Source organism: Frateuria soli, assembly GCF_021117385.1.
Classification (GTDB): domain Bacteria; phylum Pseudomonadota; class Gammaproteobacteria; order Xanthomonadales; family Rhodanobacteraceae; genus Frateuria_A; species Frateuria_A soli.
Window position 1 is genome coordinate 313,731 of the sequence record NZ_CP088252.1, and the last position, 22,625, is coordinate 336,355.

Sequence of the window (22,625 nt, forward strand, 5' to 3'; positions counted from 1 at the left end):
GCCGGAAGCTTGTGACCCAAAGACGAAAGGCCGCCCTGTGGCGGCCTTTCGTCCGGTGGTCCTCGTGCTCCGTTCCGGTCAGACCGGCTCCAGCCAGCCCCACTGGTCGTTGGTGCGGCCGTCGAACAGGCCGAAGTACAGCTCCTGCAACCGCCGCGTCACGCGCCCGGCGGTACCGTTGCCGACCTGCTTGCCATCGATCGAGCGGATCGGCGTGACCTCGGCGGCGGTGCCGCACATCAGCACCTCGTCGGCCAGGTACAGGTACTCGCGCGGCAGGTCGCGCTCGACGACCTCGATGCCGTCCTCGTGCGCCAGCGTCTTGAGCGTGTCGCGGGTAATGCCGGTGAGGATCGAGGCGCTGGCCGGCGTCGTATGCAGCACGCCGTCGAACACCAGGAACAGGTTCTCGCCGGCGCCCTCGCTGAGCAGGCCGGTGTTGGCCAGCGCGATGCCTTCGCCGAAACCAAGGCGACGCGCCTCGCGCGCGATCAGCTGGCCGGAGAGGTAGTTGCCGCCGGCCTTGGCGCCAGCGGGGATGGTGTTCGGTGCGAAGCGCTGCCAGCTCGACACGCAGGCGGTGATGCCCTGTTCCAGCGCCTCCGGTCCGAGGTACGGGCCCATCGGCCAGGCCGCCACCGCGACGTCGATCGGCGTTTCGGCGGAAAGGCCGAAGCCGCCCAGGCCACGGTAGGCGACCGGGCGCAAATAGGCGGCGGTCAGGCCGTTCTTCCTGATCACGTCGCGGCAGGCCGCGGCCAGCTCGTCCTGCGAGTAGGGCAGCACCATGTCGTAGATGCGCGCCGACTGGTACAGGCGCTTCAAGTGGTCGGTCAGGCGGAAGATCGCCGCGCCGTCGGGCGTGGCATAGCTGCGGATGCCCTCGAACACCGAAGAACCGTAATGCAGCGCATGCGACATCACGTGGGTGGTGGCCTCGCGCCACGGCTTGATCGTGCCGTTCTGCCAGATCCATTCGGGGTATTGCTGCGCCATGGCGTTTTTTCCTTGCAGGGGACCGCCCATGATAACCGGTGGGTGCCGTTGCCCGCGCGTGCCTACTCCTGGCGCAGCCACAGGCAACCGGCGCGCGGCTCGATGGCGAAGCGCGTCTGGCCGCTCTCCTCGCCGCCGTCGTCGGGCACGGTGCTCACCACCAGTTCCGATCCGCTTCCGTCGGGCGGCAGGTCGATGCCCACCAGGGGGCGCCGCATCAGCGCGGCCAGCTCCCGGATGTCGGTCACCGCGGCATGCTCGCCGTAGCCGCCCCACAGCATCAGTCCGGCCAGGCGGTTGGCATCGGCGTTGGCGAAGGCATCGATCACTGCGCCGCGCAACTGGTCCACGTCGGCGGCGCAGGTGACCGCGGGAGGGCGCAGCGAGGGCGGCGGGTCGGTTGCCGACGAAGCAGGGGCCGGCGTGGCCTGCAGACTGGCGCAGGGCCGGTCGGTGAAGACCGGGTGCCCGTCGGCGGCGATGCAGTGGTAGATCGGGCTCTGTGCGCGCGCGGGCAGGGCGGCCAGGGCCAGCAACAGCAGCAGGACAGGGCGCAGCGTGGGCATCGGCCGAGCATAGTCGCCCGCCGGGGAAGCTTCAGTGCAGTTGCGCAAGAACCGCTTGCGTGGCCCGGGCCCGGTTCAGCGTGTAGAAGTGCAACCCCGGCGCGCCGCCCTCGAGCAGGCGCCGGCATAGTTGCGCGACCACTTCGGCGCCCAGTGCGCGAATCGCGTCGGCGTCGTCGCCGTGGGCCAGCATGCGCTTGGCGATCCAGCGCGGGATCTCCGCCCCGCAGGCATCGGAGAAGCGCTTGAGCTGGCTGAAGTTGGTGATCGGCATGATGCCCGGCACGATCGGCACGGTGACGCCCAGCCGCCGCACGTCGTCGACGAAGCGGAAGTACGCATCCGGATTGAAGAAGTACTGGGTGATCGCCCCGTTGGCGCCGGCATCGATCTTGGCCTTGAAGTGGGCGAGGTCGCGCAGCGCGTCCTCGGCCTGCGGGTGGGTCTCCGGGTACGCGGCCACGTCGATGCGGAAGTGCTCGCCCGAGTGCTCACGGACGAACGCGACCAGCTCGGCCGCGTAACGGAAGTCGCCCGGCGAAGCCATGCCCGAGGGCAGGTCGCCGCGCAGCGCCACCAGGCGCCGGTAGCCGGCGGCGCGGTAGCCGTCGAGCAGCGCGGCGATCTCGGCGCGCGTACCGCCCATGCACGAGAGGTGCGGGGCCACGGGCAGACCGTGGTCCCGATGCAGCCGGGCCACCGTGTCGGCGGTATAGCTCAGCGTCGAGCCGCCAGCACCGAAAGTCACCGAGACGTAATCCGGTGCGTACGACTTCAGCATCCGCGCGGCGCGGTCGAGTTGCGCGCGCTGTTCGTCGGTCTTGGGCGGGAAGAATTCGAAGCTGATCGCGGACATGGTCGGCAGGTCCTTCCAGGGCAGGCGGGCATTCTATCCATTCATCGCGATAAAAGGATAGATCACCGCGAGCGGCGCTCGGTCACTCGCCGCCGGGCGGGCAAAGCCGTTCGCCACCGCTGCCGACCGCTCGTCATGTTTTCCGCCCGCGAGGGTTCGCGGGCGCGCAGGCTTTTCCCATCCCAACCCGACAGGAGACCTGCCATGCACCGTCTTGCCCTGATCCGCCGCGGCCTCCGCCTGGCCGCCCTTGCCCTGGCTGTGGGCACCGCCGGTTTGGCCGCGCGCGATGCCCGTGCCGCCGCGCCCGAGCACGGCATCACCGTCACGGTGGTGGGCGAGGGCCGGCCCGTGCTGATGATCCCGGGCCTCAACAGCGGCGCCGATACCTGGAAGGAAACCTGCGCCGCGCTGCAGGCCGACCACGTGCAGTGCCTGATTGCCCAGTTGCCGGGTTTCGCCGGACAGCCGGCGATCGCCAGCGAGCACTACCTGGACGACATCAGCCAGGGCCTGCTTGATTACCTCGACCGGCACCGGCTCACGCATCCGGTGGTGGTCGGCCATAGCCTCGGCGGCGTGGTCGCGCTGAAGATGGCGATCGCGCGCCCCCGGGCGATCGCCAAGCTGGTGATCGTCGACGCGCTGCCATTCCTGCCTGGCGCGCAGAACCCGGCCGCCACGGCGCAGGCCATGCAGCCGGTGGTCGCCGGCCTGAAGGCGCAGATGCTCAAGGCGGACGACGCTGCCTACCGCGCGCAGGCCGAAGCGACGGCGCGCGGCATGGTGCATGACCCGGCGCGCGTGGCACAGATCGTCGGCTGGGGCATGGCCAGCGACCGCGCCACCACGGCCCAGGCCATGGGCGAGATGATGACCACCGACCTGCGCCCGGCGCTCGGCGCGATCGAGGCGCCCACGCTGGTGCTCGGCTCGTGGGCCGCCTATGCGCCCTATGGCGCGACCCGGGATTCGACCGCCCAGCTCTTTCGCAACCAGTACGCCAGGCTCGACGGCGTGCGGGTGGAGATGAGCCAGGCCGGCTACCATTTCCTGATGTGGGACGATCCGAAGTGGCTGCAGGCGCAGCTGCGCGGCTTCATCGACGGCAAGGCCACGGCCGCGCGCTGAGCGGCCCTTGAGCGGGGAACGACGGTGCGCGACGGACGGCGGTGGTTCTGGTGGATCAACCTGGTGCCATGGTCGGTCTACCTGGCGATCAGCCTGGCGTTTGGTGCGGGCTACGGAATGTGGCGCTCCGGCGCGCTGCTGCTGTTCGCGACCGTCGCGCTGGCGCTCTACCTGGTCTCCGGCGGCCTGCGCGCGCTCGCCCTGCGGCGCGGCTGGCTGCAACGGGATGGCTGGGCGTTGAGTGGCCGCCTGCTCGCCGGCGTGCTGATCGGCGCGCTGCTGGTACAGGCGGGGGTGGCGCTGGTCATGGTGCCCGCGGTGGCGCTGCATTGGGTCGCGATGCCGGGTGACCGGCTGGATTACCGCCCCGCCGCAGTGCTGGTGTACTGGCTCAACGCCGCCATCGTGCTGGGCCTTTGGACCGCCGGCTGGGCCAGCGCACGCGTGCTGGAACGCGCCCGCCACAGCGAGATCGCACGCCTGCGGGCCGAGGCCGAGCGCAATGCGCTGGAGCGCGACGCCCTGCGTGCCCGGCTCAACCCGCACTTCGTATTCAACGCGCTCAACAACCTGCGCGCGCTGATCAACGAGGACACCGAGCGTGCCCGCGAGATGGTCACGCGGTTGTCGAGCACCCTGCGCCATGCCCTGGAGCAGAACGACCGCGAACGCGTGCGGCTGGGCGAGGAACTGGCGGTGGTCGACGACTACCTGGCGATCGAGGCGGTGCACTACGAACACCGCCTGCGCGTGAGCCGCCAGATCGCGCCCGCCGCGCTGGATGCGAAGCTGCCGCCGATGGCGCTGCAGTTGCTGGTGGAAAATGCGATCCGCCACGGCATCGCGGTGACGCCCGGCGGCGGCGAACTGGAGCTGCGCGCACACTGCACGGACCGCGTGCTGCGGCTGGAAGTGGCCAATCCCGGCCGCCTCGGCACGGGCAACGGCGGACACGGCGTGGGCCTGGCCTACCTGCGCACCCACCTGGGGCGCGACGGCCGCTTCGAACTGGGCGAGCATGAAGGCCGCGTCCTCGCCCGGCTGGAGATCGCCCAATGAGCCTGCGCATCCTGATCGTCGACGACGCGCGCCTCGCCCGGCAGGAATTGCGGACCATGCTGGCCGGCATTCCCGGCGCCGAGTGCGTGGGCGAGGCCGACGACGTGCCGTCCGCGCGCGAGGCGATCGCTGCGCTCGGGCCGGACCTGCTGCTGCTGGACATCCAGCTGCCCTCGGGCAGCGGCTTCGACGTGATCGAGGGCGTGCAGCCGGTGCCCGCCGTGGTGTTCACCACCGCCTACGACCAGTACGCCGTGCGCGCCTTCGAGGCGAACGCGCTGGATTACCTGGTCAAACCGGTCGCGCCCGAGCGCCTGCGCGCGGCGCTGGCGCGCGCGGGCGAACAGGCGCCGGCACCGTCCGCGCGCGCGTTGCTCGGCGCCGAGGACAAGGTCTTCCTGCGTGAAGGCGAACGCTGCTGGTTCGTCACGCTGGGCGAGATCCAGCGCATCGTGGTCGACGGCAACTACGCCCGCGTGTGGTTCCGCGACCAGTGCGTACTGCTGGCGCGCAGCCTCAACGCGCTGGAGGCGCGGCTCGACCCGTCGCTGTTCTTCCGCGCCAACCGCAACACCCTGGTGAACCTGCGGATGGTGCGCTCGGTCGAGCCGTCCGTGGGGGAAGGCTACGTGCTGACGCTGAAGGACGGCAGCGAAGTGGAGCTGTCGCGCCGGCAGGCGCGACAGTTCCGCGAGCAGATGGCCTTCTAGCGTGCCCTTGTGCGGCCGTGTGGCGGCCCCATCAGGGGAGCTCGCACAAGGACACAGCCACCACTGTCGCAAGCGTGGCCCCTCATCCCAACCCTCTCCCTGCGGGGAGAGGGTTGGGGTGAGGGGCCGGGGCTCGCGGGAAACAAAAAAAGGGCCGCATCGCTGCGGCCCTTTTCGCGGCTGAGCCGGGGGCTCAGTACCGGTAATGCTCCGCCTTGTACGGGCCTTCCACCGGCACGCCCAGGTACGCGGCCTGCTCGGCGGTCAGCGTGGTCAGCTTCACCCCGATCTTCTCCAGGTGCAGCCGCGCCACTTCCTCGTCGAGTTTCTTGGGCAGGATGTAGACCTTCGGTTCGTAGCTGTCCCTGTTTGCCCACAGGTCGATCTGCGCCAGGGTCTGGTTGGAGAACGAGTTGGACATCACGAAGCTCGGATGGCCGGTGGCGCAACCGAGGTTCACCAGGCGGCCTTCGGCCAGCAGGAACATGGAACGGCCATCCTTGAAGGTGTACTTGTCCACCTGCGGCTTGATGTTGGTGCGCTCGGCACCCGAGGCGTTCAGTGCATCGACCTGGATCTCGTTGTCGAAGTGGCCGATGTTGCAGACGATCGCCTGGTCCTTCATCGCCTGCATGTGCTCCAGGCGGATCACGTCCTTGTTGCCGGTGGTGGTGACGTAGATGTCGCCGCGGCCCAGCGTGCTCTCGACGGTGTTCACCTCGAAGCCTTCCATCGCCGCCTGCAGCGCGTTGATCGGGTCGATCTCGGTGACCACCACGCGCGCGCCGTAGGCACGCAAGCTGTGCGCGCAGCCCTTGCCGACGTCGCCGTAGCCGCACACCACCGCGACCTTGCCGGCGAGCATGACGTCCATCGCGCGCTTGAGGCCATCGGCCAGCGACTCGCGGCAGCCGTACAGGTTGTCGAACTTGCTCTTGGTGACCGAGTCGTTGACGTTGATCGCCGGCACCAGCAGCTTGCCTTCCTGCGCCAGCTGGTAGAGGCGGTGCACGCCGGTGGTGGTCTCTTCCGAGACGCCCTTGAAGTCCTTGACCACGGTGTGCCAGTAACCCGGGCGCTCCTTGTGCACGCGCTTGAGCAGGTTCTTGATCACCTGCTCTTCGTGGCTGCCCGAGGGGCTGTTGACCCAGTCGCTGCCGATCTCCAGCTCGTACCCCTTGTGGATCAGCAGGGTCACGTCACCGCCGTCGTCCACCACCAGCTGGGGACCGAGGAAGCCGCCCTTGCCGTCGGGGAAGGAGAGCGCGTCGAGCGTACAGTCCCAGTACTCCTCCAGCGTCTCGCCCTTCCAGGCGAACACCGGCGTGCCGGTGGCGGCGATCGCCGCGGCGGCGTGGTCCTGGGTCGAGAAGATGTTGCACGAGGCCCAGCGCACGTCGGCGCCGATGTCCTTGAGCGTCTCGATCAGCACCGCGGTCTGGATCGTCATGTGCAGCGAGCCGGTCACGCGCACGCCCTTGAGCGGAGCCTGCGGGGCGTACTTGCGGCGGATCGACATCAGGCCGGGCATTTCGTGCTCGGCGATGTCCAGCTCCTTGCGGCCGAAATCGGCCAGCGAGATGTCGCGGATCTTGTAGTCGTGGCCCGGCGGGGCCTGGATGGCGGCGTTCATGCTTGTCTCCGGTTCTTTGGGGAACCTTGGCCTGTGCGGGCGAAGGTCCGCATGGGTGAGCGCCGTTGCTGCATATGTCCGCCGAGCCTGGCCGTCGCGCGACGGTCGCAGCGCCCCTCGGTGGGCACGAAAGGCGCCCATTATACCGTCCGCGGAAAGCTTCTGTAGGAGCGCACCCGTGCGCGACCGCCATGCCCCCGGTCGCGCATGGCTGCGCTCCTACAAGGGCTTGCCAGCCGATTCGCTAGTCTTGGGAGGCCCCCACCAGGAACCGCCCATGGAAGCCAGCCGCGACAGCGATTACCTGCCCCACGACGGCCCACTGCGCGAGGACGTCGGCCGGCTTGGCCAGCTGGTCGGCCAGATGCTTGCCGAGCAGGGAGGCGAGCGCTTCTTCGAGCGGGTGGAGGCGGTGCGCCAGGCGGCCATCCACCGTCGCCGCGAGGGCGACCCGGTGGCCACGCTGGCGCACGCGCTCGACGGGCTGGACACCGACCAGGCCGAGGCCCTGGCGCGCGCCTTCGCCACCTATTTCCAGGCGGTGAACATCGCCGAGCGCGTGCACCGCATCCGCCGCCGCCGCGACTACCAGTGCGAGGGCGGACCGCCGCAACCGGAGTCGCTGCTGGACGTGCTGGGCGGGCTCAAGCGCGAGGGCGTCAGCGCGGACGAGTTGCTCGGCTGGCTCGCGCGGCTGTGGATCGAGCCGGTGTTCACCGCGCACCCCACCGAGGCGATGCGCCGCTCGCTGCTGGAAAAGGAACAGGCGATCGTGCGCGCGCTGGTCGACGGCTTCGACCCGGGCCGCACACCGCAGGAGCGCGCCGAGGACCAGGACCGCATCTACATGGCGCTGTCGACCGGCTGGCAGACCGCCGAGGCCTCGCCGGTGCGCCCCACGGTGCAGGACGAGCACGATCACGTCGGTTTCTATCTGTCCAACCCGATCTACCGCATCGTGCCGGCGCTGTACGAGTCGCTGGCCGGCGCCCTGCAGGCGGTCTATGGCGTGGCCCCGCCGCTGCCGCGGCTGCTCGGTTTCGCCAGCTGGGTCGGCGGTGACATGGATGGCAATCCCAACGTCGGCGCCGACACCATCGCGGCCGCGCTGGCGACCCAGCGCGCACACGTGCTGGAGCGCTACATCGACGACGTCGCCGCGCTCGCACGACTGCTCAGCCAGACCGCCGGGCGGGTCACGGTCGACCCGGCGCTGACCGAACGTCTGGCCGACTACCGCACGCGCTTCCCGAAGGCTGCGGCGCGCATCCGCCCGCGTCATGCCGACATGCCCTACCGCTGCCTGCTCACGTTGATCGGCGCGCGTCTGGAAGCGACCGGCGACAATGGCGCGGAGGGCTACGCCTCGGCGACCGAACTGCTGGACGACCTGCAGCGGATCGACCACAGCCTGCTCGGCCACCGCGGCCTGCACGCGGGCGCCTATCCCGTGCGACGGCTGATCTGGCGCGTGCGCACCTTCGGCTTCCATCTCGCGCGGCTGGACGTGCGGCAGGACTCGCGCGTGCACGACGATGCGCTGGCCGCGCTGCTGGACGACGCGGACTGGGCCAGCCGGCCCGCCACGGACCGGGCGGACCGGCTGCGCGGCTACGCGGCGGGGGGCGAGCGCTTCGCCATCAGCCATGCCGATGCCGTGACCGCGCTGTACGACGTCTTCGCCACGCTGGGGGATGCCCGCCGGCGCTACGGCAGCGAGGCGATCGGGCTGTACATCATCAGCATGGCGCGCTCGGCGGCCGACGTGCTGGCGGTACTGGCGCTGGCGCGCTACGGGGGGCTTGTGCACCCGGCTCCCGTCCGGGGAGAGGGCTGGAATGAGGGCCAGCCGTTGCGAGAAGCCAGCAACGAAGCGCCAGGCTCTGCTCCCTCTCCCCTCCGGGGAGAGGGCCGGGGTGAGGGGGCGCTCTTGCGGGGAAGTGGCGGCGAAGCGCAGGCTTCAACAAAGTCCCCCGCGAGTCCCGGCCCCTCACCTCAATCCTCTCCCCGGAGGGGAGAGGAAGCTGGGTGCGCGGTGCCTTTGGACATCGCCCCGCTCTTCGAGACCATCGACGACCTCAAGCACGCTCCGGCCACCCTGCGAGCCCTGCTCGACGACCCCGTCTACCGAGCCCATCTGCGTTCCCGCGGCGATCGTCAATGGGTCATGCTCGGCTACTCCGACAGCGGCAAGGACGGTGGCACGCTTGCCTCGCGCTGGGCCCTGCAACGGGCACAGGTGGAACTGCTCGAAGTGGCGAGGGAGGCCGGCATCCACCTGGCCTTCTTCCACGGCCGCGGCGGTTCGGCCAGCCGCGGCGGCTCGCGCATCGCGCCGGCGCTGATGTCCTCGCCGCGCGGCTCGGTCGCCGGCGTGCTGCGGGTCACCGAGCAGGGCGAGGTCATCCACCGCAAGTACGGCATCCGAGCGCTCGCCCTGCGCAACCTTGAGCAGACCGTCGGCGCCGTGCTGCGCGCCTCGCTGCGCCCGCGCGCGCAGGAGTCGCGCGAAGCACGCTGGCGCGAGCAGATGGAAGCGCTCGCCGCGCACAGCCGCCGCCACTACCGCGCACTGGTCGAGCGCGACGGCTTCGTCGACTACTTCCGCACCGCCACCCCGATCGACGTGGTCGAGCGCATGACCCTGGGCTCACGCCCCGCCAGCCGCCGCAGCATGCGCGGCGTCGAGGACCTGCGCGCGATCCCCTGGGTGTTTGCCTGGACCCAGTGCCGATCGATCATCACCGGCTGGTACGGCCTCGGTTCCGCGCTGGAGCAGGGCGCCGCCACCTTCGGCGAACAGGCGCTGGCCGCCATGGCGCGCGACTGGCCATTCTTTGCCAACGCGCTGGACGACGTGGCGATGGTGCTGGCCAAGTGCGACCTGGACATCGCCGAGGCCTTCTCGCGCCTCGCCGGCGACCTGCACGCGCCCTTCTTCGCGATGATCCGGGAAGAATTCGAACGCACCCGACGCTGGCTGCTGAAGCTCAAGGGCGGCGACGCGCTGCTCGCCGACAACCCGCGGCTGGCCGTCTCGATCCGCCTGCGCAACCCCTACGTCGATCCCATGAGCCTGCTCACCGTCGACCTGCTCGCGCGCTGGCGCGATGGCGGCAGCGAGGACGACGCCCTGCTGCGCGCGCTGGTCGCCTGCGTCAACGGCGTGTCGCAGGGCCTGCAGAACACCGGCTGATCGTCAGCCATAGCCGTCCGCCTGCGGATGGCGATCATCCGAAAGCGGACGCCTTGGCTGCGCGTTGCCTCGCGCAGGCGCGGTGTGGCGCGGCGCCGGCGGTTGGCACGCCTGTTGCCAACACTCCCCCATGGATATCGCCAACAGCTCCCTCAAGCTGCGCAAGCGCCGGCAACTGCGTTGGGGCGTCGCCATCGGCGCGCTCGCGGCCGTGGCGCTGGCGGCCGTCCTCCTGCGCCTTGGTCCCGCGCTGCCTGTGGCCGAGCGGTCCAGCCTGTGGATCGATGTCGTGCAGCAGGGCGACATGCTGCAGGAGGTGCGCGCCACCGGCACGCTGGTGCCGCGTTCCAGCCGCTGGTTGGCGGCAGCCACCGCGGCGCAGGTGCAGGAGATCCTGGTCTGGCCGGGCGCCACCGTGGCGCCGGACACCGTGCTGATGCGCCTGGCCAATCCCGAGGTGGAGGACGCCCTGCGCAACGCGCAGGCCCAGGTTGAGGCGGCCGAGGCGGAGGTGGCGGCCAAGCGCGCGGAACTGCATTCGCAGTTGCTGGACGAACGCGCCGCGCTGGCCCAGGCGCAGTCCGACTACGCGCAGGCGCAGGTCAAGGCGCAGGCCGATGCCAAGGCGGTACAGAAGGACCTCATTCCCCGCGTGCAGTACCAGCAGGGTCTGATCGCGCTGAAGCAGCTCAAGGCCCGCATGCAGATCGAGCAGGAACGCGTGGACAGCTTCGCCGGCAGCATGAAGGCACAGATGGACGCGGCCCAGGCGCATGCGTTGCAACAGCGCAGCAACCTCGTGCTGCGCCAGCGCCAGGCCGACGCGCTCAACGTTACCGCCGGAATACCCGGTGTGCTGCAGGAAGTGGCGGTGCAGGAAGGCGCACGCGTGGGCGAGGGCGCTAACCTGGCTCGCGTGGCCCGGCCGGACGTGCTGATCGCGCGCCTGCAGGTGCCCGAGGTGCAGGCCAAGGACGTGGCGATGGGCATGCCGGTCAGCGTGGACACGCACAACGGGCTGGTGCCCGGCCGGGTGGAACGGATCGATCCGGCGGTGCGCAACGGCAGCGTCCAGGTCGACGTGGCGCTGTCCGGCAAACTGCCGGCCGGTGCGCGGCCGGACCTGTCCGTCGACGGTCGCATCCGCATCGCCCAACTGGCTCACGTGCTCTCGGTGGGCCGCCCGGCGCTGGCCAAGGCCGACAGCGACCTGAGCCTGTTCCGCTTCGATCCGGCCGGCGACACTGCCACGCGGGTGCCGGTGCGCGTGGGCGCCGCCTCGGTCGACCGCGTGCAGGTGCTGCGTGGCCTCAAGGCGGGCGACCGGGTGATCCTGTCCGACACCAGCCAGTGGGACGGTTATGACCGCATCCGCGTGGAGTAAAGCGCGCGCGGAGCGTGATGTGCTCCGCCCGAACCCTTATCCGGCCCTCCGGGCCACCTTCTCCCGGAAAGAGAAGGAACATCGACAGCAAAGGTGCACGAAATGAATCCGACCGACGTCATCACCCTCGAGGGCATCCGCAAGATCTTCCAGACCGACGAGGTGGAGACCCATGCGCTGTCCGACGTGCACCTGACCGTCGCCCGCGGCGAGTACGTCTCGATCTCCGGTCCCTCCGGCTGCGGCAAGACCACGCTGCTGTCGATCCTGGGCCTGCTCGACACCGCCACCGACGGGCGCTTCGTGCTCAACGGCCACGACGTGGCCGCGCTGGACGCGGCCGAGCGCGCGCGCATCCGCAACGCCGAGATCGGCTTCATCTTCCAGGCGTTCAACCTGATCGGCGACCTGTCGGTGTTCGAGAACGTCGAACTCCCGCTCACCTACCGTGGCGGCATCGGCGCCAACGAGCGCCGCGCGCGCGTGCAGGAAGCGCTGGAACGCGTGGGCATGGCCCACCGCATGCGCCACTACCCGGCGCAACTTTCCGGCGGCCAGCAGCAGCGCGTGGCGGTGGCGCGCGCGCTGGTCGGGCGGCCGGCGATCCTGCTTGCCGACGAACCGACCGGCAACCTCGACTCGCGCAACGGCGAGGCGGTGATGGCGCTGCTGGACGAGCTGCACAAGGGCGGCGCCACCATCTGCATGGTCACCCACGACGCGCGCTACGCGGAGTTGGCGCAACGCAAGATCCGCCTGTTCGATGGCCGTGTGGTCGACGAGGAGACCTTCCACCGCCTGCGCCGCGAGGACGAGCAGCGCCTGGATGCGCTGATCGGCCAGCGCATCGAGCTCGGCGCGTGAACGTCTGGCTCGCCGAGATCTGGCGTACCTGGCGCGCGAGTTTGCGGCGCCCCGGTTTCCTGCTGCTGGCCGTCGCGGTGCTGGCGCTGGGCGTGGGTGCGAGCACGTCGGTGTTCGTACTGGTCGACAACGTACTGCTGCGACCCTTGCCTTATCCCGATGCCGGCCGCCTGATGGTGCTTGGCCCGGAACAGCACGGGGAGCTCCAGGCCATCCTGTCGCCGCAGCAATACCAGCACGTGCAGTCGATTCCGGGCATCGCCGGCATCGGGCTGATCAAGGGCGACCTGCAGGCGGTCAACGTGGCCGGCGACGGCGAGCCCGAACAGGTCGACGCATTCCTGGCCGACCGGAGTGTGCTGCCCGTGCTCGGCGTGCGGATGCGGCTGGGCCGGGGGTTTTCCGCGGAGGAAGATCGTCCGGGCGGGCCCAAGGCGGTGATCCTGGCCGAAGGATTCTGGCGGCGCCGTTACGGCGGTCAGCCCGTGCTCGGCCGCACGTTGCGCGTCGAAGGCGTCGCACGCACCATCGTGGGCGTGTTGCCGGCGAGCTTCGACCAGTTCGGCGCGGGCGACATCATGCTGCCGCTGGCCTTGCCGCCGCACACCTACGACGACGGCGCCGACTTCTTCGCGATCGCCCGGCTGGCCCCCGGCAGCTCCGTCGCGGCGGTGAACGCGCGGGTAGATGCCGCCATCCGCGCCATGTACGCCGATCTTCCCGGCGCGCAACGGGATTACTTGGAAACGGTTCACGTCGGCAGCGTGCCGCTGGCGGCCGCGCTGCACCAGCAGCAGCGGCCGGCGATGCGGCTCTTCCTGGCCTGCGCCGTGTGCGTGCTGCTGATCGCGCTGGTCAATCTGGGCAACCTCATGCTGCTGCGCACGCTGTCGCGCCGTCACGATGCGATCGTGCGACACGCACTGGGCGCGCCGGGCTGGCGCCTGGCGTTGCCGGCCTGCGCCGAGGGCCTGCTGGTGGGCGCCAGCGGCGCCATCGCGGGCCTGGGCCTGGCCGCGATCGGCCTTTCCCTGTTCGGTCGATATGTTCCCGTCGAATGGACGCACGGGCGGTCGCTGCACGTTCACGGCGAAGCGGCCCTGCTGGCGCTGGCGATCGCCGTGCCGGGCGCGCTCGCCGCCGCACTGTTCGGTGCCTGGCGTGGACTCGCCGCAAGCTCGGTACGCGAGGCGCTCCATGAAGGCGGCCGCAGCCTGGGGAGCCACAGCGGGCGCGTGGGCAAGGCGCTGGTGATCGCGCAGATGGCCCTGGCGACGTGTCTGATGTGCGGCGCCGGCCTGTTCCTGCATGCGCTTTACGACGCGGCGCGCGCCCCGCTGGGGTTCGCCGGCGACCACGTCCTCACCTTCGACTTGGCGCCGGTGCGGGGCGAGCACCCCGATGCCGCCTCCACGCGGGAGTTCGTGCAGGAGTTGCTGCGCAGCCTCCGCGCCTTGCCGGGCGTCGAGGGTGTCGCCGCCACCAATGGGCTGCCCGCGGGCGGGTTCGAACAGCAGTTCAACATGGGCGGCATCCACCTTCCGGGCAGCGACTACCTCCGGCCCAGTCCACAGATTCGGGCGGTCAGCAGCGACTACTTCTCCGTGTTCCGCATTCCCGTGCACGAAGGGCGCGCCTTCGACGCCTCCGACGTGTCCGGCGGCGATCCCGTGGCCATCGTGAACCAGACGCTGGCCGAGCAGGAGTACGGCGACCATGCGGTGGGCAAGCAGATCGTCGTCAACGACTACAGCGGCTACGCGGCGGGGAAGGCAACGGCCGACCGGCCGGACATGCGCCCGGTGACCGCGCGCATCGTCGGCGTGGTCGGCGACACGCGGCAGTTTGGCCCGCTGGACGGCCGCAAGCGCGGCTTCCTCTATCTGCCCGTGGGGCAGGTGCCCGAACACATCCTGCGGGTGTTCCGCTCCTACCACCCGTTGCGTTTCGCCTTGCGCGTGCAGGGCGACCCCAACGACTACCGCCGGGCCGTCCATGCCGCCGTCGCCGCCGTCGCGCCGGACCAGCCGATCGCCAGCGTGTCGACGATGGACGACGTCGTGCGCGCCACCACCGGCGACACGCGTCGTGACCTGTTCCTGATCGGCCTGTTCGCACTGCTGGCGCTGGGGCTCGCGGCGGCGGGCATGTACGCGGTGATGACCGTCGCGGTGACCGCGCGCCAGCGCGAATTCGGCGTGCGCATGGCGCTGGGCGCTCCGCCGGCGAGGATGGCGCGCCTAGTGCTGCGTGGAGGCGCCGGGCAGATCGCGATCGGCATGCTGCTGGGCGTGGCCATCACGCTCGCCCTGTCGCGGGTGCTCGGTGCAGTGCTGGAGGACATCGGCCGCACCGTGATGGACCCGCTCGCGCTGGCCGGCGTATGCGTCGTGCTGGCCATGGCCGGGCTGCTGGCCTGCCTGCTGCCCGCGTTGCGCGCCGCGCGCGTCCCTCCGATGCACGCGTTGCGCGGGGAGTAGGGGGCGCCATGGCCTGTCTTTCGATCCACGCCGCGCTCATCCCCTGCGAAGGAAATCCCTCATGAACGTGTGGTTGGCCGAAATCGCCCGCGCCTGGCGCGCCAGCGTGCGCCGGCCCGGCTTCCTGCTGCTGGCCAGCGGCGTGCTGGCGCTGGGCATCGGCGCCAGCATGGCGGTACTGACCCTGATCCAGAACACGGTGCTGAGGCCGTTGCCGGTGCCGCACGCAGAACGGGTGGTGGTACTGGGGCCGCGGTGGGACAACGGTCACGTGGGCGGCATTTCGCCCCACGAATACCAGTACCTCGGCCCGCCCGAAGGCCTGCGTTCGCTGGGGCTGGCGCACTTCGGCGCGGCGGTCAACATCGCCGGCGCCGGTGATCCCGCGCAGGTGCCGGTAATCCGGATCGATCGCCACTTGCTGCCCACGCTGGCCCTGCGGCCGGTGCTGGGACGCAACTTCAGCGCGCAGGAGGACGGTCCGGGCGGACCGAGAGCGGTGCTGCTCGGCTACCACCTGTGGCAACGCGTGTACGGTGGGGATGCCGGTGTCGTCGGTCGTCGGCTCGACATCGAAGGACGGCCGCACACGATCATCGGCGTGCTGCCGGCGGCCTTCAACAAGCTGCTGGGTCCGGGCGACGTGATACTGCCCATCGCGTTGCCGGTCGCCAGTCGCGACTACAACCACAATGGCGCCATCGCAATCGGGCGGCTGGCCGATGACGTGGAGGTGGCAACCGTGGCCGCGCAGGCCGACGCGCACGAGCGCGCGATGTTCCGCGACATGGGCATGGGCGGGAACTGGGCGCGTCCACGCTTCGGCGCCGAACCCCTGGCCGATGCTTTCCAGCAGCAGACGCAACCGATGCTGATGGTGTTTCTGGCCAGCGCCCTGATCGTGCTGCTGATCGCGCTGGTCAACCTGGCCAACCTGATGCTGCTGCGCGCGCTCTCGCGCAATCACGACCAGGCCGTGCGCGGTGCCCTGGGCGCTCCCTTGCTGAGGTTGATGCTGCCGGCGCTGGGCGAGGGCCTGCTGGTCGGCGCATGCGGCACGCTGCTCGGCATGGCGCTGGCCGCCGCCGCCCTCGCCATACTGCAGGGTTTCATCCCCGCCTACTGGCTTTGGGGCGGAAGCATCCACATCGGCGCAGGCGCCTGGCTGCTCGCCGGCGGTATCGGATTGCTCGGCGCCCTGCTGGCGGCCTTGCTGGGTTTGTGGCGCAGCCGTGGCGCATCGACGCTCGAGGAACTGCGCCAGGGTGGGCGCAACGGCATCGGTTCGCACAGCGGTCGCCTGAGTCGTGCGCTGGTCGTCGCGCAGGTGGCGCTGGCGGCGGTCCTGCTGGGCACGGCCGGGGTTTTCATGCATGCGCTGTACGACGCCTCGCGGGTGCAACTGGGTTATGACCAGCACAACGTGCTTACCTTCGAGCTGGCCCCGGTGCGGGGCGATTACCCGGACATGGCCTCCGTGCTGGATCTTTCCCACCGGCTGGAACAGCGGCTGCGCGCGGTGCCCGGGGTGACCGGGGCGGCCGTGACCACCAATCTGCCGACCAGCGACGACAACTACGGCTCGTTCAACAACGGCATGCGCACGCCGGCGGGCGATGAATTCCAGGCCCAGCTCCACGGCATCGGGCAGGGCTTCCTGAAGCTGTTCGCCGTTCCGTTGCGTGAGGGCCGCGACTTCGCGAATGGCGACGTGCGCGGCGGCGAACCGGTGGCGATCGTCAGCCAGGACCTGGCCGAGCGGTACTACCGCGGACATGCGCTGGGGCAGGTGATCGACGTGGAGATCCCGAACGGCACGCCAGTGCGTGCGCGCATCGTCGGCGTGGTCGGTGCCACCTACCAGCGCGGGCCGCTGCAGCCGCACCAGCCGGTGGTGTACCTGCCGCTGGCGCAGATGCCGGCAGCGACGATGGCGGTCTTTCGTCAGTTCGAGTCGCTGCGGTTCGCGCTGCGCGGCCGTGGCAACCCGGCAGACTGGAGCGCGGGCGTGCGTGCCGCGGTGGCCGAAGTGGCCCCGAGGCAGCCCATCGCAAGGCTGCGCACGATGCACAGCATCGTCCTTGCGACCACCGCCGAGGCGCGGCTCAACCTGATGCTGATCGGTGTGTTCGCCTCGCTGGCACTGCTGCTGGCGGTGGCGGGCCTGTATGCGGTCATGGCGGTAGCCGTGGCCGCGCGCGAGCGCGAGCTCGGTGTGCGCCTGGCGCTGGGCGCGCCGCCCGCGCGGCTGGCGCGGCTGGTCCTGCGCGGCGGCTTGCTGCAGATCGGCCTGGGTCTGGCGATCGGTATCGCCGCGACCCTCGGCCTGTCGCACGCCTTCATGGCGCTGCCGCTCATGATGCTCAACGGAACGCGCGGCTTCGATGCGAGCGTGGTCGGCGGCGTTTGCGTCGCGTTGGCCCTGGCCGGGCTGCTCGCCTGCCTGCTGCCTGCGTTGCGTGCTGCGCGCGTGCCGCCGATGCGTGCCTTGCGAGGGGAATGAGGATGATGCTGCCGAGGGAACTGCACACCGCCTGGCGCCGGCTGGCCCGGCGACCGGGTTATGCCGCGCTGTCGATCGGCGTGCTCGGCGTCGGGTTGGGCGTGGTGATCTTCCTGTTCAGTCTGATCAACACGCTGATCCTGACGCCGCTGCCGTTGCCGCACGCCGATCGGCTGATGGCGGTCGGCGAACTCAATCGTGGCAACGGCAGCGCCGGCGACACCGGCATCGGCATCGGCGACGTCGATACCGACCAGTATCTGCGTCTGGCCGCCTCGCTGCGCGGCGTGGACGCTACCGGTGGCTACCTTGGCGTGGGCGTGTCGCTCGACACCGGTGCCGGAGCCGCCCGCATGGACGGCGTGCGACTGACCGCCTCGATGCTCGACTTGCTGGGTGCACGGCCGCTGCTCGGCCGCGGCCTGCAAGCCATGGACGATCGGCCGGGCGCGCCGCCGGTGGTGCTGCTGGGCGAGGACCTGTGGCGGCACGCCTTCGGCGCGGATCCGCACATCGTCGGCCGTGCCGTGCGGATCAATGGCGACTGGGCCACCGTCATCGGTGTGATGCCAGCGAGTGTGGGCTTCCTCGGCGGCAGTCCCCAACTGTGGATGCCGTTGCGCCTGGACCCGGCGCACGGCACGGACCTGTACATGGTCGCCCGCCTGAGGGCGGGCACCACGCTTGCGGCGGCGCGCCAGGAGCTGTCAGCGCTGGATGCGCGCCTGCGCCGCGAGCTGCCGCAGTGGCGCGAGCAGCAAGCACTGGTGATCAAGCCGTTCACCACCAGCTTCGTGCAGGAAGACACCCGCCGCTGGGTCTGGCTGATGTTCGGCGCGGGGGTCCTGGTGCTGCTGCTGGCCTGCGTGAACGTGGCCAACCTGCAACTGGTGCAGACGCTCAACCGGCGACGCGAGATGGCCGTGCGCAGCGCACTGGGCTGCGGGCGTGCGCGGTTGATGGCCGGCGCGCTGGCCGAAAGCCTGCTGCTGTGCGCCGCGGCGCTGGCCATTGCGCTGCCGATCGTTCACTACGGCAATCGCTGGCTGCTGGCCACGTTCGCCGAGAGCGACAAGGCGCCCGCTTCGTTCCTGCGGTTCGGCATCGATGGCGGCGTGTTGGCCTTCACCGTGATCGCGGCGCTGGCGAGCACCGCACTGGCCGGCCTCGTTCCCGCGTGGCGCGCGGGTCGCACCGACCTCAAGGATGCGCTGCACGACGGCGGCAAGGGTTCCGCGGGAGGTTTCGCGCGGGTGGCCCGCGGGCTGGTGGTGGCGGAGATCGCGTTGACCGTGGTGCTGCTGGTCGGCGCCGGCATGTTCGTGCGCGCGCTCGACCATCTGCTTTCCCAGCCGCTCGCCGGCGCGCGGCACGCCGACCAGGTGCTCACCGCGCACGTCGCGCTGCCACGTTCGGCCTATCCCGACGCCGCCGCCCGAATCGGCTTCCTCGAGCGGGCCGGCGAACGCCTGCGCGTCGAGGCGGGCGTGCTGGCGGCGACGGCTACCAACACCGTGCCCGGGGCGGAGCTGGGCAGCCACGAAACGATCGCCGCCGAGGGCGAGTCGCGCCCGGCCGGAGGTTGGCCCGAAGCGCAGATGGGCATCGTCGATCCGCAGTTCCTCGACGTGTTCGGAGTACGGCTGCTCGAAGGCCGATTCTTCGATGTCCGCGACGCGGCCGGCGGTCTGCCGGTGGCGGTGGTGGACCGCAAGACCGCCGAGGCGCTTTGGCCCGGGCGCGACGCGCTCGGGCGACACCTGCTGCTCTATCCCGATCGCGACTACAGCCGCATGGTCACCGTGGTCGGCGTGACCGAGCCGCTGCAACTGGACAGCGCCCTGGAACAGCCGTTGCCCGGCCTGCTTGTGCCGCTCGCGCAGTCGGCAGACATGACGCCGCTGCAGGCCGTGGGCCTGGCTGTGCGGCTGCGCGGCGCCGCGGCCAGCTTCGCGCCGCGACTGGAAGCGGTGGTGCACGGGGTGGACCCACAGGCTGCAGCCTACGCGCTGCGCAGTCAGGCCCGTGGCGCGGCCATGGACCGCGTCTACCTGGTCGTGTTGACCGAAGTGTTCGGTGCCCTGGGCCTGGTGGCGCTGCTGCTCGCCGCGGCGGGCCTGTATGGCGTGCTCGCCTTCTCCGTCGCGCAGCGCACGCGCGAGATCGGCATCCGTCGCGCGATCGGGGCCGGGCATGGCGCCGTGGTCCGCACGGTGGGTCGCCAGTTGTCCTGGCAGCTCGGGCTGGGGTTGGCGATCGGACTGATGCTGGCCTGGCCGTGGTCGAACCTGCTGGCCGATCCGGGCCTGCACACGCGAGGGCATGATCTGGCGGTCCTGCTGCCGGTCGTGGTGCTGGTGGCGGGCATCGCGTTGCTGGCGTCGTTGCTGCCGCTGCTGCGTGCGTTGCGCGTCGATCCGGCGGTGGCACTGAGGTACGAGTAGAACCTGCTCCCTCTCCCCGGAGGGGAGTTGAAGAGCGGCGCTATGCTGCATGACTGGAAACCAGGCAACCGCATGACCCGATCCGAACCCACCGTGTTGCTGGCCGACGACCAGGCCGACGTGCGCGAGGCGCTGCGCCTGCTGCTCAAATCCGACGGCCTCGCCAGCGTCACCGCCGAGGGACCGGCCGCGGCGCTGGAGGCGCTGCGCCGGCGCGAGTTCACCTGCGCACTGATCGACCTCAACTACACCCGCGATACCACCTCGGGCGAGGAGGGGCTCGAGCTGCTGGCGAGCCTGCGCGAGCAGGCGCCGGAGCTTCCGGTGGTGGTGATGACCGCCTGGGGCAACGTGCCGCTGGCGGTGGAGGCGATGCGCCGCGGTGCTGCCGATTTCATCGAAAAGCCCTGGGACAACGCGCGCCTGCTGCGCGTGCTGCGCGCGCAGATCGCGCTGGGCGAGGGCACGCGCCGGCAGCGGCGGCTGGAGGCCGAGAACGCGCTGCTGCGTGGTTCGACCGAGGCCATCGCCGAGTCCGCGCCGATGCGCCGCGTGCTGGAGATGGTCGCGCGCATCGCCCCCAGCGACGCCAACGTACTGGTGCTCGGCGAGAACGGCACCGGCAAGGGCGTGATCGCGCAGTTGCTGCACGAGCACTCCGCGCGCGCCTCGCGCTCGCTGGTGAAGGTCAACATGGGCGGCATTCCCGAGAGCGTGTTCGAGTCGGAGATGTTCGGTCACGTGCGTGGCGCCTACACCGACGCCAAGGGCGAGCGCATCGGCCGTTTCGAGCTCGCCGACGGCGGCACGCTGTTCCTGGACGAGGTCGGCAACGTGCCGGCCGCGCAACAGCCCAAGCTGCTGCGCGTGCTGGAGGACGGCGAGTTCGAGCGACTGGGCTCCTCGCGCACGCAGCGTGTCGATGTTCGGCTGGTGTCGGCGACCAATGCCGACCTGGATGCCGACGTCGCGGCGGGCCGCTTCCGCAAGGACCTGCTCTACCGGCTCAACACACTGGAAGTCCGACTGCCGCCGCTGCGCGAGCGCAGCGAGGACATCCTGCCGCTGGCACGCTCGTTCCTCGCGCGCAGCGCGCAGCGTTACGGCCGCGGCGGCCTGCGCCTGGCGCCGTCGGCCGAGCGCGCGCTGCTCGGCTGGCGTTGGCCGGGCAACGTGCGCGAGTTGCAGCACCTGATGGAGCGCGCCGCGTTGCTGGCCGAGCGCGACCAGGTCGACGCCGCGACGCTCAGTTTCGGCGCGCCGGCGCAGGCTCCGCAGGATCTCGACGGCATGACCCTGGAGCAGGCCGAAGCCTGGCTGGTCGCACGCGCGGTCGAGCGCCACGAAGGCAACCTGCAGCGCGCCGCCGACGCATTGGGCATTACGCGCCAGTCGCTGTACCGGCGGCTGGAGAAGCATGATCTGCGACCGGCGGGTACCGATGCCGGGGACTGACCCGCTCGCGCGCGCCGGGCGCATGCCGCGCTTCGAGCGGCGCGTCCTCGTCGGCAGCCTGCTGGTAGCCGCGCCGGCGCTGCTGGCGCTGTTGCTGCTCGTCCTGCGCCCGTCGGTGGGGCCGGAGTTGCGCTGGGTGCTGCTTGCGGCAGCCCTGGCATTGACCGTGGCGCTGGCGCGATGGCAGTACCGCCGCACGGTGTTCCCGCTGTACACGCTGGCCGGCCTGCTCGAAGCGCTGCGCGAGGGCGACTACAGCCTGCGCGGCGTGCAGGGGGGCGTGCTCGGCGACGTGGTCTACGACATCAACGCGCTGGCCGAACGGCTGCAGAAGGAGCGGCTGGTGTTCGAGGAGTCCACGCATCTGCTCGGCAAGACGCTGGCCGCGCTGGACAGCGCGGTGTTCGTGTTCGACGAGGCCCTCACGCTGCGCCTGATGAATCCGGCCGGGCAGCGCCTGCTCGACGCCGAACGCCAGCGGCTGTTCGGCCTGGGCGCCGCCGAACTCGGCCTGGCGGGCTTGCTCGACGGCCCACCGGACCAGCTCGCCCTGCATGCGTTTCCCGGCCGCAGCGGCCGCTTCCAGGTCCGTCACGCGTCACTGCGCAGCGGCGGTCGCGGCGGGCGGTTGCTGGTGGTCAACGATGTCGGCCGCGTGCTGCGCGAGGAGGAGCGCGCCGCCTGGCAGCGCCTGCTGCGCGTGCTCGGCCACGAGGTAAACAACTCGCTGGCGCCGATCCAGTCGATGGCCGGCACGCTGGCCACGCTGGCCGCGCGCGATCCGCTGCCGGAAGACTGGCGCGAGGATTTCCGCGGCGGCCTGGAGGTGATCGGCAACCGCGCCGCGGCGCTGGCGCGCTTCCTCACCGGCTACGGCAAGCTCGCCCGCCTGCCGGCCCCGCAACGCGTGCCGCTGGACCTGCGCGAGGTGGTGGGCAAGGTCGCGCGGTTGCCGCTGGCGCACGCGGGCGACCGACAGGTGCTGCTGGACGAAGGCGATCCGCTGCCGGTGGACGGCGATGCCGACCAGCTCGAGCAGGCGCTGATCAACCTGGTACGCAACGCTGTCGAGGCCGCCGCAAACGAAGTGCGCGTGCGCTGGCGCCGGCAGGGTGAGCGGGCGCTGGTCGAGGTTGTGGACGACGGCCCCGGACCGCCACCGAGCGAGAACCTCTTCGTGCCGTTCTTCACCACCAAGCCCGGCGGTTCCGGCATCGGCCTGGCGCTGGCGCGGCAGATCGCCGAGGCGCACGACGGTGGTGTGGCATTGACCGCACGCGAGGACGGCAAGCCGGGGGCGCTGGCGTGCCTCTGGTTGCCCGCCCGCCAGTCTTGAGCCCTCTCCCCT

At 70.8% G+C, this 22,625-nt stretch carries 15 protein-coding genes and 1 riboswitch; of the genes, 11 read left to right on the forward strand and 4 right to left on the reverse strand.

All coding sequences use genetic code 11. The features are described 5' to 3' along the window. Window positions 1-78: 78 nt before the first annotated feature. The 3 genes from LQ771_RS01385 to metF all read right to left on the reverse strand — a co-directional run bounded on the left by LQ771_RS01385 (window position 79) and on the right by metF (window position 2,418). Complete coding sequence (locus tag LQ771_RS01385) at window positions 79-996, reverse strand: branched-chain amino acid transaminase (protein WP_231350629.1); 918 nt, start codon at window positions 994-996, stop codon at window positions 79-81. Between the two features lie 62 nt (window positions 997-1,058). Next, window positions 1,059-1,562 carry a DUF4124 domain-containing protein gene (locus tag LQ771_RS01390; protein WP_231350630.1) on the reverse strand — a complete coding sequence of 168 codons (504 nt, stop codon included), beginning with the start codon at window positions 1,560-1,562 and terminating at the stop codon, window positions 1,059-1,061. Between the two features lie 31 nt (window positions 1,563-1,593). Next, window positions 1,594-2,418: a methylenetetrahydrofolate reductase [NAD(P)H] gene (gene metF / locus LQ771_RS01395; protein WP_231350631.1), complete on the reverse strand. Its 825-nt coding sequence runs from the start codon at window positions 2,416-2,418 to the stop codon at window positions 1,594-1,596. A gap of 204 nt (window positions 2,419-2,622) precedes the next feature. Between metF and LQ771_RS01400 the strand changes: the two genes are divergently transcribed. Genes LQ771_RS01400 through LQ771_RS01410 form a run of 3 tightly spaced genes read left to right on the forward strand, consistent with a single transcriptional unit; the run spans window position 2,623 to window position 5,318 of the window. After that, a complete protein-coding gene (locus LQ771_RS01400; protein ID WP_231350632.1) occupies window positions 2,623-3,549 on the forward strand; it encodes an alpha/beta fold hydrolase in 927 nt (308 codons plus the stop codon). A 24-nt stretch (window positions 3,550-3,573) separates the two neighbouring features. Further along, on the forward strand, window positions 3,574-4,608 hold the full coding sequence (locus LQ771_RS01405; RefSeq protein ID WP_231350633.1) for a sensor histidine kinase: 1,035 nt from the start codon (window positions 3,574-3,576) through the stop codon (window positions 4,606-4,608). Next, window positions 4,605-5,318, forward strand: coding sequence for a LytR/AlgR family response regulator transcription factor (locus LQ771_RS01410; RefSeq protein WP_231350634.1), 714 nt, complete (start codon window positions 4,605-4,607; stop codon window positions 5,316-5,318). The genes LQ771_RS01405 and LQ771_RS01410 overlap by 4 nt, the downstream gene beginning before the upstream one ends. A gap of 193 nt (window positions 5,319-5,511) precedes the next feature. Here the strand turns inward: LQ771_RS01410 and ahcY are convergent, their stop codons facing one another. Then, window positions 5,512-6,951, reverse strand: a complete 1,440-nt coding sequence (ahcY, locus tag LQ771_RS01415) for an adenosylhomocysteinase (protein ID WP_231350635.1) — start codon at window positions 6,949-6,951, stop codon at window positions 5,512-5,514. 50 nt (window positions 6,952-7,001) lie between these two features. Continuing rightward, window positions 7,002-7,076: riboswitch (S-adenosyl-L-homocysteine riboswitch) on the reverse strand. A gap of 152 nt (window positions 7,077-7,228) precedes the next feature. On the opposite strand from ahcY, the gene LQ771_RS01420 reads away from it, so the two are divergent. From LQ771_RS01420 to LQ771_RS01455, 8 genes are all read left to right on the forward strand, one after another. Further along, window positions 7,229-10,147 (forward strand): phosphoenolpyruvate carboxylase, encoded by a 2,919-nt coding sequence (locus tag LQ771_RS01420; protein ID WP_231350636.1) that lies wholly within the window; start codon window positions 7,229-7,231, stop codon window positions 10,145-10,147. A gap of 130 nt (window positions 10,148-10,277) precedes the next feature. Beyond that, window positions 10,278-11,531: an efflux RND transporter periplasmic adaptor subunit gene (locus LQ771_RS01425; RefSeq protein ID WP_231350637.1), complete on the forward strand. Its 1,254-nt coding sequence runs from the start codon at window positions 10,278-10,280 to the stop codon at window positions 11,529-11,531. Window positions 11,532-11,633: 102 nt separating this feature from the next. After that, window positions 11,634-12,395, forward strand: a complete 762-nt coding sequence (locus tag LQ771_RS01430; RefSeq protein WP_231350638.1) for an ABC transporter ATP-binding protein — start codon at window positions 11,634-11,636, stop codon at window positions 12,393-12,395. Then, on the forward strand, window positions 12,392-14,875 hold the full coding sequence (locus LQ771_RS01435) for an ADOP family duplicated permease (protein WP_231350639.1): 2,484 nt from the start codon (window positions 12,392-12,394) through the stop codon (window positions 14,873-14,875). The genes LQ771_RS01430 and LQ771_RS01435 overlap by 4 nt, the downstream gene beginning before the upstream one ends. Before the next feature lie 61 nt (window positions 14,876-14,936). Further along, a complete protein-coding gene (locus tag LQ771_RS01440; protein ID WP_231350640.1) occupies window positions 14,937-17,378 on the forward strand; it encodes an ABC transporter permease in 2,442 nt (813 codons plus the stop codon). 2 nt (window positions 17,379-17,380) lie between these two features. Further along, a complete protein-coding gene (locus LQ771_RS01445; protein WP_231350641.1) occupies window positions 17,381-19,822 on the forward strand; it encodes an ADOP family duplicated permease in 2,442 nt (813 codons plus the stop codon). Between the two features lie 72 nt (window positions 19,823-19,894). Then, on the forward strand, window positions 19,895-21,277 hold the full coding sequence (locus LQ771_RS01450) for a sigma-54-dependent transcriptional regulator (RefSeq protein ID WP_231350642.1): 1,383 nt from the start codon (window positions 19,895-19,897) through the stop codon (window positions 21,275-21,277). Continuing rightward, a complete protein-coding gene (locus LQ771_RS01455) occupies window positions 21,264-22,613 on the forward strand; it encodes a sensor histidine kinase (protein ID WP_231350643.1) in 1,350 nt (449 codons plus the stop codon). The genes LQ771_RS01450 and LQ771_RS01455 overlap by 14 nt, the downstream gene beginning before the upstream one ends. The last annotated feature ends 12 nt before the right edge of the window (window positions 22,614-22,625 follow it).

Excerpts from the sequence above, each read along its gene's own strand:
- LQ771_RS01410 (WP_231350634.1), top strand. The coding sequence starts at position 4,605 with ATGAGCCTGCGCATCCTGATCGTCGACGACGCGCGCCTCGCCCGGCAG.
- LQ771_RS01385 (WP_231350629.1), bottom strand. The coding sequence starts at position 996 with ATGGCGCAGCAATACCCCGAATGGATCTGGCAGAACGGCACGATCAAG.
- LQ771_RS01445 (WP_231350641.1), top strand. The coding sequence starts at position 17,381 with ATGATGCTGCCGAGGGAACTGCACACCGCCTGGCGCCGGCTGGCCCGG.
- LQ771_RS01425 (WP_231350637.1), top strand. The coding sequence starts at position 10,278 with ATGGATATCGCCAACAGCTCCCTCAAGCTGCGCAAGCGCCGGCAACTG.
- LQ771_RS01400 (WP_231350632.1), top strand. The coding sequence starts at position 2,623 with ATGCACCGTCTTGCCCTGATCCGCCGCGGCCTCCGCCTGGCCGCCCTT.
- metF (WP_231350631.1), bottom strand. The coding sequence starts at position 2,418 with ATGTCCGCGATCAGCTTCGAATTCTTCCCGCCCAAGACCGACGAACAG.
- ahcY (WP_231350635.1), bottom strand. The coding sequence starts at position 6,951 with ATGAACGCCGCCATCCAGGCCCCGCCGGGCCACGACTACAAGATCCGC.
- LQ771_RS01455 (WP_231350643.1), top strand. The coding sequence starts at position 21,264 with ATGCCGGGGACTGACCCGCTCGCGCGCGCCGGGCGCATGCCGCGCTTC.
- LQ771_RS01420 (WP_231350636.1), top strand. The coding sequence starts at position 7,229 with ATGGAAGCCAGCCGCGACAGCGATTACCTGCCCCACGACGGCCCACTG.
- LQ771_RS01390 (WP_231350630.1), bottom strand. The coding sequence starts at position 1,562 with ATGCCCACGCTGCGCCCTGTCCTGCTGCTGTTGCTGGCCCTGGCCGCC.
- LQ771_RS01440 (WP_231350640.1), top strand. The coding sequence starts at position 14,937 with ATGAACGTGTGGTTGGCCGAAATCGCCCGCGCCTGGCGCGCCAGCGTG.
- LQ771_RS01430 (WP_231350638.1), top strand. The coding sequence starts at position 11,634 with ATGAATCCGACCGACGTCATCACCCTCGAGGGCATCCGCAAGATCTTC.
- LQ771_RS01450 (WP_231350642.1), top strand. The coding sequence starts at position 19,895 with ATGACCCGATCCGAACCCACCGTGTTGCTGGCCGACGACCAGGCCGAC.